At 40.9% G+C, this 15,483-nt stretch carries 13 protein-coding genes; 12 read left to right on the top strand and 1 reads right to left on the bottom strand.

Features of this window, described 5'->3' with window-relative positions; translation table 11 throughout:
• The first annotated feature begins 38 nt into the window (after nucleotides 1-38).
• The 11 genes from xseA (at nucleotide 39) to N521_RS07750 (ending at nucleotide 12,882) form a co-directional block, all read left to right on the top strand.
• Nucleotides 39-1,397 (top strand): exodeoxyribonuclease VII large subunit, encoded by a 1,359-nt coding sequence (gene xseA / locus N521_RS07800; protein WP_017357964.1) that lies wholly within the window; start codon nucleotides 39-41, stop codon nucleotides 1,395-1,397.
• Nucleotides 1,381-1,641: an exodeoxyribonuclease VII small subunit gene (locus N521_RS07795; RefSeq protein ID WP_003215880.1), complete on the top strand. Its 261-nt coding sequence runs from the start codon at nucleotides 1,381-1,383 to the stop codon at nucleotides 1,639-1,641. The genes xseA and N521_RS07795 overlap by 17 nt, the downstream gene beginning before the upstream one ends.
• Nucleotides 1,625-2,521: a polyprenyl synthetase family protein gene (locus tag N521_RS07790; protein ID WP_206761467.1), complete on the top strand. Its 897-nt coding sequence runs from the start codon at nucleotides 1,625-1,627 to the stop codon at nucleotides 2,519-2,521. Before N521_RS07795 ends, N521_RS07790 begins: the two co-directional genes overlap by 17 nt.
• A 151-nt stretch (nucleotides 2,522-2,672) precedes the next feature.
• Complete coding sequence (gene dxs / locus N521_RS07785) at nucleotides 2,673-4,574, top strand: 1-deoxy-D-xylulose-5-phosphate synthase (RefSeq protein ID WP_007501165.1); 1,902 nt, start codon at nucleotides 2,673-2,675, stop codon at nucleotides 4,572-4,574.
• The gene (locus N521_RS07780) at nucleotides 4,571-5,425 is read left to right on the top strand and encodes a TlyA family RNA methyltransferase (protein WP_007501164.1); all 855 of its coding nucleotides are present in this window, start codon (nucleotides 4,571-4,573) and stop codon (nucleotides 5,423-5,425) included. Before dxs ends, N521_RS07780 begins: the two co-directional genes overlap by 4 nt.
• A gap of 161 nt (nucleotides 5,426-5,586) precedes the next feature.
• Nucleotides 5,587-6,036 carry a transcriptional regulator AhrC/ArgR gene (gene ahrC / locus N521_RS07775; protein ID WP_007501163.1) on the top strand — a complete coding sequence of 150 codons (450 nt, stop codon included), beginning with the start codon at nucleotides 5,587-5,589 and terminating at the stop codon, nucleotides 6,034-6,036.
• Nucleotides 6,037-6,070: 34 nt separating this feature from the next.
• Nucleotides 6,071-7,804 carry a DNA repair protein RecN gene (recN, locus tag N521_RS07770; protein WP_035390783.1) on the top strand — a complete coding sequence of 578 codons (1,734 nt, stop codon included), beginning with the start codon at nucleotides 6,071-6,073 and terminating at the stop codon, nucleotides 7,802-7,804.
• 198 nt (nucleotides 7,805-8,002) lie between these two features.
• A complete protein-coding gene (gene spoIVB / locus N521_RS07765; protein WP_017367575.1) occupies nucleotides 8,003-9,280 on the top strand; it encodes a SpoIVB peptidase in 1,278 nt (425 codons plus the stop codon).
• A 283-nt stretch (nucleotides 9,281-9,563) separates the two neighbouring features.
• Nucleotides 9,564-10,367: a sporulation transcription factor Spo0A gene (gene spo0A, locus N521_RS07760; RefSeq protein WP_008342226.1), complete on the top strand. Its 804-nt coding sequence runs from the start codon at nucleotides 9,564-9,566 to the stop codon at nucleotides 10,365-10,367.
• A gap of 450 nt (nucleotides 10,368-10,817) precedes the next feature.
• On the top strand, nucleotides 10,818-11,918 hold the full coding sequence (locus N521_RS07755; protein ID WP_019743381.1) for a Rap family tetratricopeptide repeat protein: 1,101 nt from the start codon (nucleotides 10,818-10,820) through the stop codon (nucleotides 11,916-11,918).
• Nucleotides 11,919-12,144: 226 nt separating this feature from the next.
• Nucleotides 12,145-12,882: a glycerophosphodiester phosphodiesterase gene (locus tag N521_RS07750; protein WP_035390781.1), complete on the top strand. Its 738-nt coding sequence runs from the start codon at nucleotides 12,145-12,147 to the stop codon at nucleotides 12,880-12,882.
• A gap of 33 nt (nucleotides 12,883-12,915) precedes the next feature.
• Here the strand turns inward: N521_RS07750 and N521_RS07745 are convergent, their stop codons facing one another.
• Nucleotides 12,916-13,152: a DUF2627 domain-containing protein gene (locus N521_RS07745; protein ID WP_017357960.1), complete on the bottom strand. Its 237-nt coding sequence runs from the start codon at nucleotides 13,150-13,152 to the stop codon at nucleotides 12,916-12,918.
• Between the two features lie 149 nt (nucleotides 13,153-13,301).
• On the opposite strand from N521_RS07745, the gene N521_RS07740 reads away from it, so the two are divergent.
• Entirely contained in the window at nucleotides 13,302-15,374 is a 2,073-nt protein-coding gene (locus N521_RS07740; protein ID WP_035390780.1) for a sigma-54 interaction domain-containing protein, read from the top strand.
• Nucleotides 15,375-15,483: the final 109 nt, after the last annotated feature.

Raw genomic sequence — 15,483 nt, 5'->3', positions numbered from 1 at the left:
GTGGATGAATGTGCGTTTTTGAAGAGGAGGAATACGTCATGAGTGAAAAAGCCTTTGTGACGGTCACAGCCCTTACAAAATACATAAAAAGAAAATTTGATGTTGACCCTCATTTAGAAGATATTTGGATCAAAGGTGAGTTATCAAATGTGAAGATTCATTCAAGAGGTCATGTTTATTTCACCTTAAAGGACGAAAATGCACGTATGCAAGCTGTTATGTTCCAGCGCTCCGCGTCCAAGCTGCCTTTTTCACCAAAGAGCGGAATGAAAGTGTTCGTACGTGGCGGAATTCAAGTCTACGAACCGAGCGGAAGCTATCAATTATATGCAAAAGAAATGCAGCCTGATGGTGTTGGTGCTCTTCATCTTGCCTATGAAGAGCTGAAGAAGAAACTAGCAAGTGAAGGCTTATTTGATGAGCGCTATAAAAAAACAATTCCTGAATTTCCAGAGGTTGTTGGTGTCATTACATCCCCAACAGGAGCAGCTGTTCGAGATGTCATTACCACGATCAATCGGCGCTATCAGCAGGCCAAGATCATTGTGCTTCCGGCATTAGTCCAAGGAGAAAATGCTCCGCGTTCGATTGTGGAACGGATTAAAGAAGCCAATGAAAAACAGCTTTGTGATGTCTTGATTGTCGGGAGAGGCGGAGGATCGATTGAAGAACTTTGGGCCTTTAATGAAGAAGCAGTCGCAAGAGCGATCTTCGCATCAGACATTCCAATCATTTCTGCAGTTGGGCACGAAACAGACTTTACCATTAGTGATTTCACTGCAGACATGAGAGCACCCACACCAACAGGAGCAGCAGAACTAGCTGTTCCAAGCACCGCTGATTTAATTGAACGAATCAAATCAATCGACATTCGGTTAACAAGAGCGGTGAAAAATCGAACGTCACAAGCAAAAGACCGTCTTGTGGCACTTCAATCCTCTTATGCTTTCCGTTTTCCAAAGCGATTACAAGAGCAAAAAGAGCAGCAATTTGATATGGTATTTGATCGTTTTCAAAAACAGCTGACAAGACAAATGGAACAAAAACGCAGTCAACTTGACCGCCAAACATATAGACTGAAGCCGCTTCATCCAAAAGAGCAGCTGCTTCAGGCGAAAAAACGTCACGCCAATGAAACAGAACAGCTCGTTCGGAGCATGAATGTGCAAATGAAAACAATTCATTCGCAGTTCCAATCGGTTCTTGGTAAACTAAATGCATTAAATCCACTTCAAGTCATGGAAAGAGGCTATAGTTTAGCCTATAAAGAAGATGAGCTCATTAAAAGTGTGAATCAAGTAGAAACGAAGGATCAACTGACGATTACAATGAAGGATGGACGTCTGATTTGTGAGGTTATTGAGAAGGAGGGCAATCATCATGACAGAATCAAATAAACAAAAAGAAGAACAAATGACATTTGAAGAGGCCATGAAAGGACTTGAAGAGATTGTGGGAAAGCTCGAAGAAGGCGATGTACCGCTAGAACAAGCTATCCACTATTTCCAAGAGGGTATGACGCTCTCAAAACTTTGCCATGAAAAATTACAGCATGTTGAAAAGCAAATGGATTTCATTTTAAAAGAGGACGGTGAACTGGCTCCTTTTTCAGTGAAGGAGGCAGATGCTGGTGACAAGTAACTTAAACGAATTTTTAACAACACGAAAACAAGCAATTGAAGATTATTTATTTACATATGTGCAGGAATTGTCTATTCCAGAAGAGCTGAAATCTTCTATGCTTTATTCTCTGAAAGCTGGCGGAAAAAGACTGCGTCCTGTGCTTGTTCTTGCTCTTTTAAATGCGTATGGAAAAAGGGAAGAAGACGGTATACCAGTAGGCTGTGCAGTGGAAATGATTCATACGTATTCGTTGATACATGATGATCTTCCTTGTATGGACGATGATGATCTGCGCAGAGGAAAGCCGACCAACCATAAAGTATACGGCGAGGCAACAGCTGTTCTTGCAGGTGATGCGCTGCTCACTGAAAGCTTCCGTCTGATCACATCGCAATTATCTGACGATGTACCTGCTGATCAAAAGCTTCGAATCATCGATGAACTTGTTACATCAGCAGGTGCACTCGGAATGGTTGGCGGGCAATTTGATGATATGGAAGCAGAACAGAAACAAATCCCTCTTTCTGAATTAGAATCGATTCATGCCCGCAAAACAGGAAAGCTACTCACCTTTAGTGTGGTTGCTGGTGCGATACTGGCAGGTGCACCTGATGATGAGATCGAAAAGCTGAGAGAATTCAGCTATCATATTGGCATTGCTTTTCAAATCCGTGATGATATTTTAGATCTTGAAGGCAGCGAAGAGAAAATAGGAAAGCGGATCGGCTCCGATACAGCAAATGAAAAGTCGACATATCCTTCTTTATTAACGCTTTCAGGAGCAAAAGAAAAGCTGGATGAACATATCACTCGTGCGAAAGAAATTGTCTCAAATCTTGAGTTGGAGCAAAACTTGCTGCATGATTTATGCGATCTGATTGCCTCACGAGATCACTAAGAACAGCCTAGATTTGAGGGTCCTCGAGCAATTGTGGTAAACTGTAAACAGTTTATCATGATGAGACAACTCTTATTCCTGAATTGGTTTTCATAGGAATAAGGCATTATATATGTAGATAGAAATTTTGTTGAAAGCGAGTTGATCCTGATTGGATCTTTTATCAATAAAAAATCCAACGTTTCTAAAAGGAATGTCAAATGCAGAATTAGAGGAGCTGAGTGCGGACATTCGCACGTTTTTAATTGAGTCGTTAGCGAACTCTGGTGGGCACATTGGTCCAAACCTTGGTGTCGTTGAACTTACTGTTGCACTTCACAAAGTATTTGACAGCCCGAAAGACAAATTTCTTTGGGATGTTGGACATCAATCTTACGTTCACAAGCTGTTAACTGGAAGAGGCGCCGAGTTTGATACGCTTCGTCAATATAAAGGGCTCTGCGGTTTCCCCAAACGAAATGAAAGTGAACATGATGTTTGGGAGACTGGACACAGTTCAACCTCATTATCTGGTGCAATGGGAATGGCGGCAGCGCGTGACATTAAAGGAACAGATGAATACATTCTCCCGATTATCGGCGATGGTGCACTAACCGGCGGTATGGCGTTAGAAGCACTGAACCATATCGGGGATGAAAAAAAAGACATGATTGTGATCTTAAACGACAATGAAATGAGTATTGCGCCAAACGTTGGTGCGATCCATACAATGCTTGGCAGACTACGTACAGCTGGTAAATACCAATGGGTAAAGGACGAGCTTGAATATTTATTCAAGCGTATCCCAGCAGTAGGTGGGAAGCTTGCTGCAACAGCAGAACGTATCAAGGACAGTCTGAAATATTTGCTTGTTTCTGGTATGTTCTTTGAGGAAATGGGCTTTACTTACTTAGGACCAGTAGATGGACATTCCTATGAAGATTTGTTTGAGAATCTTGAATACGCAAAGAAAACAAAAGGCCCGGTTCTCCTTCATGTCATCACGAAAAAAGGAAAAGGCTATAAGCCGGCCGAATCTGATAAGATCGGCACATGGCACGGAACAGGCCCATACAAAATCGACACAGGTGACTTTGTAAAACCGACAGCAGCTGCACCGTCATGGAGTGGTCTCGTCAGTGAAACCGTCAGAAAGCTTGCACGGGAAGATGAGCGGATTGTCGCGATTACACCTGCAATGCCCGTTGGCTCAAAGCTTGAAGGATTTGCAAAAGAATTCCCTGAGCGAATGTTTGATGTTGGAATTGCAGAGCAGCACGCTGCAACAATGGCAGCCGGACTTGCTACACAGGACATGAAGCCATTTTTAGCGATTTATTCAACGTTCCTTCAAAGAGCCTATGATCAAGTGCTGCATGATATTTGCCGTCAAAATCTCAATGTGTTCATTGGAATTGACCGTGCAGGTCTTGTCGGTGCAGATGGAGAAACACATCAAGGTGTGTTTGACATTGCTTTCATGCGTCATATGCCGAATATGGTTCTCATGATGCCAAAGGATGAAAATGAAGGACAGCATATGGTCAACACAGCCATTCAATATGATGATGGTCCAATCGCCATGCGCTTCCCGCGTGGAAATGGACTAGGCGTCAAAATGGATGAACAGCTGAAAACCATCCCAATTGGTTCTTGGGAAGTTCTTCGTCCCGGGAAAGATGCTGTCATTTTAACATTCGGTACAACCATTAAAATGGCGCTGCAGGCAGCAGAAGAACTGCAAAAAGAAGGTAAATCAATCCGTGTTGTCAATGCACGTTTCATTAAGCCTCTTGATGAAGGCATGTTAAATGAGATACTGTCTGAAGGTTTGCCAATTTTAACAATAGAAGAAGCGGTGCTTCAAGGTGGATTTGGCAGCAGCGTATTAGAATATATTCACGACAAAAAAGCGTCTCATATAAAAGTAGAACGTATGGGCATTCCAGATGAATTTATTGAGCATGGAAGTGTCGATGCGCTACTTGAGGAAATTGGACTGACGAAAACGCAGGTTGCTGAAACGTTACGTGACCTGCTTCCCGCAGCACCAAGAAAAGGAATTGGATCATGACATCAAAGAAAGAACGACTTGACGTTTTATTAGTCGAACAAGGACTAATGGAAACGAGAGAGAAAGCAAAACGCGCCATTATGGCAGGGATCGTTTATTCAAATGAAAACCGTTTGGATAAGCCAGGAGAAAAAATCGCTCGTGATACCCCGCTGACTGTGAAGGGGAATCCGCTGAAATATGTCAGCCGAGGTGGGCTAAAGCTCGAAAAGGCACTTCAAGAATTTGATTTAACCGTTGAAGGAAAGCTTTTAATTGATATCGGCTCATCAACAGGGGGATTTACAGATTGCGCACTCCAAAATGGAGCAGTCAAATCCTATGCTGTGGATGTTGGCTACAATCAGCTTGCGTGGAAATTACGACAGGATGATCGGGTGATCGTCATGGAACGCACCAACTTCCGCCATTCTGTTCCGGCAGATTTCACCGAAGGATTACCAGAGGTTGCATCTATTGATGTATCATTTATCTCGCTCAAACTCATTCTGCCCGCATTAAAGCATATTCTTATCCCAGGCGGCGACTGTATTGCGCTAGTGAAGCCGCAGTTTGAAGCGGGCAGAGAGCTTGTTGGAAAAAAAGGCATTGTGCGAGAACCTTCTGTACATCTTGGTGTGCTAGAAGAAATGAATCAATTTGCTGCAAAAGAAGGCTATGATGTAAAGGATGTTTCGTTTTCACCCATTACAGGCGGAGATGGAAATATCGAATTTCTCCTCCACTTGGTCCTGCATCCCGATCAAGAAGAGAATACGGCACTTCCAGTATCTGAACTTGAAAAAGTCGTCAAAGAAGCCCATGCCGTATTGAAAGAAAAGAAAAACAGTCCTGAGCCGGCTGACACATGAATTATTGAAACAAAAGGAATAATAGCTCGCTATTATTCCTTTTTACATGGTCAAAAGATCAGAATTGACCGTTTCTCACGTAATGCTTGTTTTTTGAAGTGTGCATCATATAACATAGAACGTAAAGACAAACTGAGATTCTAACGTCTAGGGGGGTCAAAATGAACAAAGGTCAAAGACATATTAAGATTAGAGAAATTATCGCAAGCCAAGAAATCGAAACACAAGACGAATTAGTCGATATTTTGAAAGCGGATGGATATAACATCACACAGGCGACCGTATCAAGAGATATCAAAGAACTGCATTTAGTCAAAGTGCCAACAAATAACGGAACATATAAATACAGCCTTCCTGCAGATCAGCGGTTTAACCCGCTATCAAAATTAAAGCGTTCCTTAATGGACGCATTTATTAAAATGGATGCTGCCAGTCATTTAATCGTTCTAAAAACAATGCCTGGGAACGCTCAAGCCATCGGTGCTTTAATGGATAATTTAGATTGGGAAGAAATTATGGGAACCATTTGTGGGGATGATACCATCTTAATCATTTGCCGCACGCCAGATGATACGGATACCGTTTCGTCTAAAATTTTAGAACTTCTATAAAGAGATCAGGTTTACAAAAAGAGGTGTCAAATGAGTGTTAGCAGAACTAACCATTAAAAACTTTGCAATCATTGAGGAGTTAACGGTTTCGTTTGAAAAAGGACTCACAGTTCTAACAGGGGAAACAGGTGCCGGAAAATCAATCATGATTGACGCTGTCTCACTTCTCGTAGGGGGAAGAGGATCATCCGAATTTGTCCGTTATGGTGAAAAAAAAGCAGAGCTGGAAGGTCTTTTTCTTGTACCAGCAGATCATCCTGTATTTGCTCTTTGCGAGGAGCAAGGAATTGATGCATCTGATGAAATGATGATTCTTCGCCGTGATATCAATCAAAGCGGGAAAAGCATTTGCCGCATTAATGGTAAGCTTGTCACCATCTCGCTTTTAAGAGAAGTTGGCCGTCTTTTGCTTGATATACATGGACAGCACGATAATCAGCTGTTAATGGAAGATGAAAATCATTTACATTTGCTTGATCAATTTGGAGCAGAAGAAATTGCACCTGCTCTCTCGCAGTATCAAGAAGCGTATGATCAATATATGAAGACGGCGCAAAAACTCAAACAGCTGTCTGAAAATGAACAGGAAATGGTTCACCGGTTAGACTTATTGCAATTTCAGCTGGAAGAGATTGAAGCGGCACAATTAGAGCCTGGGGAAGATGAGAAGCTTCAAGAGGAACGTCATCAAATCAGCAATTTTGAAAAAATCTTTTCCTCACTTCAAAACGCATATAATGCTCTGCGTAATGAGCAGGGAGGACTTGATTGGGTTGGGATGGCTTCAAGCGAGCTTGAGCAAGTTTCTGAGATCAACGACGATCTGAAAAAGCTCTCTGAGCAAGTGTCAAACTCCTATTATTTATTAGAAGATTCTACTTTTCAAATGCGCAGCATGCTTGATCAATTAGAATTTGACCCAGCCCGTCTTGATTTTATTGAGTCTAGACTAAATGAGATGAAGCAGCTGAAGCGAAAATACGGCACAACCGTTGAGGAAATTTTAGAATATGCGGCTAAGATTGAAGAGGAGATAGACCAAATCCAAAATCGAGACAGCCATTTGCAGACACTTAAAAACAAACTTGATGCGATAAGCCGGGATGCATTGCTTGAAGCGCTTAACGTGTCAGAGCTCCGTAAAAAATGGGCGAAAAAACTGGCGAAGCACATTCAAGCTGAATTGAAGGATTTATATATGGAGAAGTCTTCTTTTGATACCGCTTTTTCGATTCGATATGCACCTTTTGGCAGTACGGACTGCCCGCTTTTAGATGGAAAACCCGTACAGCTCGGGAAAAACGGCATAGATCAAGCGCAATTTGTCATTTCAACAAATCCGGGTGAACCGATGAAATCTTTGTCAAAAGTAGCATCTGGAGGAGAAATTTCACGTGTCATGCTGGCAGTGAAAAGTATTTTCTCAGCGAAACAAGAAGTGACGTCCATTATATTTGATGAAGTGGATACGGGCGTTAGCGGCAGAGTCGCACAAGCCATTGCTGAAAAAATTTATAAAGTAGCAGCAGGCTCACAAGTACTCTGTATTACCCATCTGCCGCAAGTCGCAGCAATGGCTGATACACATCTTTTTATTTCTAAACGCGCTAAAGCTGGCAGAACAATGACGAACGTCAAACCACTCAGTGATGATGAAAAAGTGAGTGAAATTGGCCGAATGATTGCTGGTGTAGAAGTCACTGAGCTCACAAAACAGCATGCAAAAGAATTACTGCACCAAGCAAATGATGTCAAAACGACAGGGTAGCTGAAACAACAGCTGCCTTTTTTATATTGTCTCATATTCGCCGTATATACGCATGAAATTGTCTTTTTCTTTTATCAATTTATCCAATCATTTTCTAAAGGTGTCGGTTATAAATCCTCGCTAAGAAGGCAAAAGTAAAGATGTAGCCAAAACATTAATGTTCTGGTGTGGGTAAGGAGCGAGGAGAGTGAAAAATGAATGCCCGAAAAGATGAGAAAAGCCATTGGTGTGATTCTCCTTGTTTCTTTAATAAGTACAGGGTTTATGAGCATAGTGAAGGAATATATCAGCATTCCAACAACTGTCGCAGTATTTGAACACGAGAAGCATTCGATTGATACATCCATTGAAGCGTCAGCCAATGCTTCTTCACCAGCCTTTAGTCTTTCAGAGAAAAAGAATCAACTTGAAGTAACGGGACAAAAGGCGGGAAAAGCCGAAATTGTTTATGATTTTAAAGGATTTCCTATTAAGAAAACAAAAGTCGATGTTCTTCCCGAATTAAAAGTCATTCCTGGAGGACAATCCATTGGCGTCAAACTCCACTCTGTCGGAGTTCTCGTTGTCGGTTTTCATCAAATCACAACAGCAGACGGCAAAAAATCACCAGGTGAAGCTGCAGGCATTCAATCAGGGGATATGATCATTGAGATCAATGGTCAGAAAATGGAGAAGATGAATGACCTCACCCCATTTATTCAGAAAGCCGGAAAAACGGGGGAAACCCTTCATTTACTCATAAAAAGAGACCATAAAACCTTTCAAACGACATTAACACCCGCTAAAGATTCAAGTGAAGGTACTTATCGAATTGGTCTTTATATTCGTGACTCCGCAGCAGGAATCGGGACGATGACCTTCTTTGAACCATCTTCTAAAAAATATGGCGCCCTTGGGCATGTGATTTCTGACATGGATACAAAAAAACCAATCGTGGTCGACAATGGTGAAATTGTCAGATCAACTGTCACATCCATTGAAAAAGGGACAGGAGGCAACCCTGGAGAAAAATTGGCCAGGTTTTCTTCCGAAAGAAAAACGATAGGTGATATTTCACGTAACAGTCCATTCGGTATATTTGGTACGTTAACCGAAAAACTTGAAAATCATGTAGCAGACAAACCACTTCCAGTCGCATTATCAAATGAAGTAAAAGAAGGTCCAGCCGAAATATTAACGGTCGTGGACCATGATAAAGTAGAGAAATTTGATATTAAAATCGTCAGCACAACACCACAAAAATTCCCGGCAACAAAAGGAATGGTGCTTAAAGTAACAGATGAACGCTTATTAAGCAAAACGGGCGGGATCGTTCAAGGAATGAGCGGTAGTCCGATCATCCAAAATGGCAAAGTCATTGGAGCGGTCACTCACGTGTTCGTCAATGACCCGACAAGCGGATACGGCGTACACATTGAATGGATGCTGTCAGAAGCAGGAATTGACCTTTATCAAAAAAACAAAAAAGCAAGCTGATGAAAAACTGCCGCGAATCTTCCGGCAGTTTTTTTCTACCCTTTCTTTCTCTTCCATCATGTTATAAAATAAGGAAAAAGAGATTTTTCGACAAAATGGAAAACAGTGTGTTGTCAAATTGCAATAATCGTCGATTCATTAAGAAAAACGTAGAAAAAGCTAGATAATGCTCTATTATTCGGAAAATTAAACTTTTTTAAAGGGGATAGCATGGTTTTGTCGAATTGAACACTCAGAAGAGAAATGCAAAAGACTAAGGAATCGACATTGGGGAGGAAAGAACGTGGAGAAAATTAAAGTGTGTGTAGCTGATGACAATCGAGAACTTGTTGGCCTTTTGACAGAGTATATTGAGGGACAGGAAGATATGGAAGTACTTGGCGTGGCGTATAATGGTCAGGAATGTCTGACATTATTTAAAGATAAAGAGCCCGACGTTCTCCTCTTAGATATTATCATGCCTCATTTAGACGGTCTTGCTGTACTGGAACGCCTCCGTGAAAACAATGAAATGACCAAACAGCCAAGTGTCATTATGCTGACGGCTTTCGGACAAGAAGACGTAACGAAAAAAGCAGTCGATTTGGGCGCATCCTATTTCATTTTGAAACCATTCGATATGGAAAACCTCGTAGGTCATATTCGTCAAGTCAGTGGAAACGGCACACAAGTCAGCCATCGATCTTCATCTATCCAAAACAGTGTCCTTCGCAGCAAACCTGAACCGAAACGTAAGAACTTAGATGCGAGCATTACGACGATTATTCATGAGATTGGCGTGCCAGCTCATATTAAAGGCTATTTATACTTAAGAGAAGCCATTTCGATGGTGTACAATGATATTGAACTACTCGGCAGTATTACAAAAGTATTGTACCCAGACATTGCAAAGAAATTTAACACGACAGCCAGCAGGGTAGAACGAGCGATTCGTCATGCCATTGAAGTGGCTTGGAGCAGAGGGAATATTGACTCCATTTCGTCACTCTTTGGCTACACAGTCAGCATGTCAAAAGCCAAACCGACCAATTCAGAATTTATTGCGATGGTGGCTGATCGTCTGCGTTTAGAGCATAGAGCAAGCTAAAATCAACGTCCATAAAAAAACGTTTCTTCAATGAGGCGTTTTTTTATTTTTGTAAAATATTGCTAAAAAATGGTTATGTTGATAAAATCATCTTTAATGTTTAAATTGGACAAACGGGTCGCTTTATTTTCAGAATAAAATGAAAAATAAAGCATGAAAGAAATGAATAGGACATAAAATAGTGGTAATCAGCTACGCTAATCAATTGGCTTATAGAAGAAGAAAACGCTCATTCGTAAGAAAAAGGATGAGAGGAAAAGGTCTTATGTAATTAGTAAATAAAGTAAATGAGATCGAAAGTTCTATTTCTATTGACCTGATTGGTTGGCGTTTTAAAGTCACTGGCTTCTTAGAGATTGTGCCATTTGAACTGAATATTCCCATTGTCGAATTTAATAATTTTCACATTCTTTTACTATGCTATAATAATGAAAAGAAGAGGGTGAGGTTATGGGAAAGCTGAAAATCCACTCTGCTGAGGTTGCGAACGAAATTAGCAAGTGGACGAGGGTCATTTCTCAGAATGACCTAGAAAAATCTGCTGTCTATAAAGAGAAAATTCAGAATTTGCTAAAAAATACAGATGAGGATCGAGAAGTTCTTCTTTATTATCAGCTAGTCGACGGCAGACATGAAATGTTACTTGGAAATATTGAAAAAGCCAATCAGATTATGAAAAGTGTCGGAACGCTGGATGAAAAAGCAGATGACATTATTAATTTTTATTTTTACTTTTATAAAGGCCAATATGCTGCCTATGTCAAAAAATATGATGAGGCGATTAGTTTTTATAAGATTGCTGAGCAGCGGCTAAAACGTGTGAATGAAGATCTTGAAGTCGGAACTTTTCATCATAAAGTCGCTTCCATTTATTACGAACTGAAGCAAAATTTCATTTCCATTAATCATATTAAAAAAGCCATTGATACATTTAAAGCGCATGAAGAATATACCGCACAGGCGATTGACAGCTTGATCTTACATGCGAGCAACTGTATTGATTTACTACAGTTTGATGAAGCTGAGGAAAAGTACCAAGAGGCACTTGAGAAAAGTAAGCGCATTAACAATGAAGTGCTGATTGGGAAGTGCTATCACAATTTAGCGGTTCTTTATTACGCAAAACCTGATTATGAAAAAAGTGCGCAATACGCCAAAAAAGGGATGAGCATTCAAATTCATCGCGACAATAGCCATTATTTCATCCAATCTTTATATGTTCTCGCAAATGCCTTAGTTCATTTAGGAGATCATGAGGCGAAAGAATATATTAAAGAGGGGATTCAATATAGCTGCGATATCCAAAATAATGAATATATAGTAAAATTTGAAATTTTGGATTTGATGTGCGAAAATAGTGGAGCAGCAGACGTATTCTCTGAAAAATTAGACTACATAGAAAAAAATAGATTATATGTGGAGCTTGAGGATTTGTCTGAACAAATATCGAAATACTTCAAGGAACGAAATGATTATCAAAATGCCATTCGTTTTCTTGAAAAGAAATTCGATGCGCAAATACTTCAAAAGAAAGTGGAGGTTATCTTATGAAAAAGTTGTTGTTAGGTGTAACAATCGTTACAGCAGTCGCAGTTGTTTCTTCCCTTTTTGCTCTTGACGCAGAGACGACAGAGCAAGCCATCAGAGCGATTACGTGATCGAATTTACCTGTCAACCTCTTCTCTCTTATTAGAAGAGGTTTTTTTATGTGCTCAAACTGGCAAAACGAAAAAAGACACGTCATAATATAGGTAATCATCATATTTAGAGGTGGCATATGACGAAAATTTTTGCGCATAGAGGCTTTAAAGGAAACTATCCAGAGAACACGATGATTGCCTTTGAGCACGCACTCCATTCTGGAGCGGATGGAATTGAGCTTGATGTTCAGCTCACCAAAGACGGCAGGCTGGCTGTTATTCACGATGAAAAACTGAACCGAACGACCAATATGAAAGGGTTAGTGAAAGACTATACATATGAAGAGTTAAAAAGAGGAGATGCCAGTCATTCTTTCTATGAAGAAACGGGTGCGGTCACCATTCCTCTTTTAGAAGAAGTATTAGAGTTAGTGACGCAGAGATCATCCTTTATGATCAACATTGAATTAAAAAACTCTATTTATCGATATCCAGGGATTGAAGAAAAAGTAAAAGAGCAAATTGAGCACTTTCAAATAGAGGATCGAGTGCTTGTCTCATCATTTCATCACGGCAGCTTAGCTCTTTTTCACAAGCTGATGCCGCACATTGAACTGGCGGTCCTCACGATGGATGTGATTCATCAGCCGGAGATGTATTTAAAAACAATCCCGGCAAAGGGGTACCATCCGAATATAAAGGGTGCTGGGGTGACAAAAGAAGTTGTATCCGCTCTCCATGCGGACCAACAAGTGATCAGACCGTTTACTGTAAACAGTGAGAAGCAAATAAAAAATATGTTGACCTTGGGTGTTGATGGAATCTTTACTGATTTTCCTGATCGAGCCGTCAAAATAAGAGAAGAAATGAAATAAAGACCTGCTATCAACAGCGGGTCTTTTTCATGATTACCTTTGCTTAAAACGAGTTGTTACTTTATTTCGTTTACGGTCTCTATATAAAATAAATCCTGCAACAACATAAAGACCTCCCCCTAAAAATAACAACCCTGCAATTCCTTGCAGCCATAAATATGGAAATGGTGCAATGATGATGCCGAAAACAGTGTCACGCAGCAGCTTAATGCCAAGTGCTGCAAAGGCTCCAGGTATTAAAATAATCACTAATGCCAGTATTCTCCCCATCAAATGTCCCCTTAAACGTCATTTACTTCCATTGTCTAATTCAAAAAATATTTTGTCAAGAAAGGAAAACGTGGTAATATAGGTGTTGTGCAATTTTTTGCAACGGAAAAATATGGTGTGCAAAATTTTTCATATAAAGGGGTAACGGGATGCAGAGAGTCTTGATTGTCGGTGCAGGACAAGGTGGATCAGCACTGCTTGAAACATTGCTGAAAACAAATACGGTTCAAATCATTGCGATCGCCGACCTTGATCTCGAGGCACCGGGGATGGATGAAGCGAAAAAGAATGGAATTGAGACGACGACGGATTGGAAAGAATACATAAAAGATGACATTGATATCATCATTGAAACCACAGGCAGTTCTGCTGTACTGAAGGAACTAATTGAACAAAAACCAGAGCATGCTGTGATTGTGCCAAGCTCGATGGCATATGTCATGTCAGAATTAATGGCAGAGAAACAACAGCTTATTCAAATATTGAAGGAACAAACCTATAAACATGACCGCATTTTTAATGCAACGAATGATGGCATGATTTTTATTAATATGGATGAAGAAGTGGTCCTGTTTAATCGATCGGCTGCCAAAATGGTGGGGTGTTCGCAAAAGGATGCGATTGGCCGTCACATTCGAGAAGTGATTCCGAACACGAAACTTCCCGATATATTAAGGTCAAGGGAGCCGGAATTTAACCAAAAGCAATTTTTGAATCAGCAAATTCAAATTGTGACCACCCGTCTGCCGATTATTGATGACGCGGGGAGAATGTTAGGTGCTTTATCCATCTTTAAAGACATTACAGATGCGGTGGAGCTTGCGGAAGAAGTGACAAACCTCAAAGAAGTAAGAACGATGCTTGAGGCGATTATTCAATCATCAGATGAAGCCATATCGGTTGTCGATGAGCAGGGGAAAGGTATTTTGATCAACCGTGCTTATACGAAAATGACCGGTTTAACGGATAAAGAGGTCGTAGGTAAACCAGCTGGTGCTGATATTTCCGAAGGGGAAAGCATGCACTTAAAGGTGCTTGAAACAAGAAGACCTGTTCGTGGCGTCAGAATGAAGGTTGGTCCAAATAAAAAAGATGTCATCGTCAATGTAGCACCTGTTATTGTGGACGGCATTCTAAAAGGCAGTGTCGGCGTCATTCACGATGTATCCGAAATTCAATCATTGACGAATGAATTAAATAAAGCAAGACAGCTCATCCGAACACTTGAAGCAAAGTACACATTTGAAGACATTATTGGAGAAAGTGAACAAATGCTTGTCGCACTTGAGCAGGCAAAGCTGGGTGCAAAAACGCCGGCAACCATTTTACTCCGCGGAGAATCAGGTACTGGGAAAGAGCTGTTTGCACATGCCATTCACAATGAAAGTGATCGCAAGTACAACCGCTTTGTCCGTGTCAACTGTGCTGCCTTATCAGAAACTCTTTTAGAGTCAGAACTGTTTGGCTACGAGGAAGGAGCGTTTTCTGGTGCAAGGCGAGGCGGGAAAAAAGGGCTGTTTGAAGAAGCCAATCAAGGCAGCATCTTTTTAGATGAAATCGGTGAAATGACGCCAAGTACACAAGCGAAATTGCTGCGTGTCATGCAAGAAAAAGAAATTGTTCGGGTAGGCGGAACGAAAGCGATACCGGTCGATGTGCGTGTGATCACAGCGACAAATGTCAATATTGAAAAGGCGATGGCAGAAGGGAAGTTCAGAGAGGATTTATATTATCGAATGAATAGATACCCGATATCGATCCCACCGCTCAGACAGCGTCTCGAAGATATTGAATCATTAAGTAAACGCCTCATCCAGAAGATCAATTTAGACTATGGGCGAAACGTCAGCGGCTTAACAGATCGTGCGCTTCATAGACTTCGATCATATAGCTGGCCAGGCAACGTGAGAGAGCTTGAAAATGTGCTTGGACGAGCGATGATCTTTTTGAATCCGCAAGAAGAATGGATCGATGAAGCGCATATCGCCTTCATGGAGTCAGACGAGCATGAGGAAAAAGAGCAGCAGGAACTGGCTGTTAGTCAATTTGAGGGGGAGACGCTCTCAGAGGCTGTAGAAGCATTTGAAGCGCAGCTGATCAAACAAACCCTTGAAAAACATCAATTCAATCGCACAAAAACAGCGAAAACGTTAGGGATCAGCATTCGAAATCTTTACTATAAAATGGATAAGTATCATCTTGCAAAAGATAGCATGCAGTAACATGCACGTAACCTGCAAGAAATTGCATAATTTCTTTGCGGAAAGACTTATTTTTCACACATTTCAAGCTGGCACGGAACTTGCATATAAAAAGAGGAACCGAGCACAA

Origin of the sequence: Bacillus sp. UNC125MFCrub1.1, from assembly GCF_000701305.1 — a bacterium.
Taxonomy (GTDB): domain Bacteria; phylum Bacillota; class Bacilli; order Bacillales; family Bacillaceae; genus Bacillus; species Bacillus altitudinis.
The sequence above is the reverse complement of the archived record's forward strand: the minus strand, read 5'-3'. Positions and strand labels throughout refer to the sequence as shown.

Excerpts from the sequence above, each read along its gene's own strand:
- xseA (WP_017357964.1), top strand. The coding sequence starts at position 39 with ATGAGTGAAAAAGCCTTTGTGACGGTCACAGCCCTTACAAAATACATA.
- N521_RS07795 (WP_003215880.1), top strand. The coding sequence starts at position 1,381 with ATGACAGAATCAAATAAACAAAAAGAAGAACAAATGACATTTGAAGAG.
- N521_RS07790 (WP_206761467.1), top strand. The coding sequence starts at position 1,625 with ATGCTGGTGACAAGTAACTTAAACGAATTTTTAACAACACGAAAACAA.
- N521_RS07780 (WP_007501164.1), top strand. The coding sequence starts at position 4,571 with ATGACATCAAAGAAAGAACGACTTGACGTTTTATTAGTCGAACAAGGA.
- ahrC (WP_007501163.1), top strand. The coding sequence starts at position 5,587 with ATGAACAAAGGTCAAAGACATATTAAGATTAGAGAAATTATCGCAAGC.
- spoIVB (WP_017367575.1), top strand. The coding sequence starts at position 8,003 with ATGCCCGAAAAGATGAGAAAAGCCATTGGTGTGATTCTCCTTGTTTCT.
- N521_RS07755 (WP_019743381.1), top strand. The coding sequence starts at position 10,818 with ATGGGAAAGCTGAAAATCCACTCTGCTGAGGTTGCGAACGAAATTAGC.
- N521_RS07750 (WP_035390781.1), top strand. The coding sequence starts at position 12,145 with ATGACGAAAATTTTTGCGCATAGAGGCTTTAAAGGAAACTATCCAGAG.
- N521_RS07745 (WP_017357960.1), bottom strand. The coding sequence starts at position 13,152 with ATGGGGAGAATACTGGCATTAGTGATTATTTTAATACCTGGAGCCTTT.
- N521_RS07740 (WP_035390780.1), top strand. The coding sequence starts at position 13,302 with ATGCAGAGAGTCTTGATTGTCGGTGCAGGACAAGGTGGATCAGCACTG.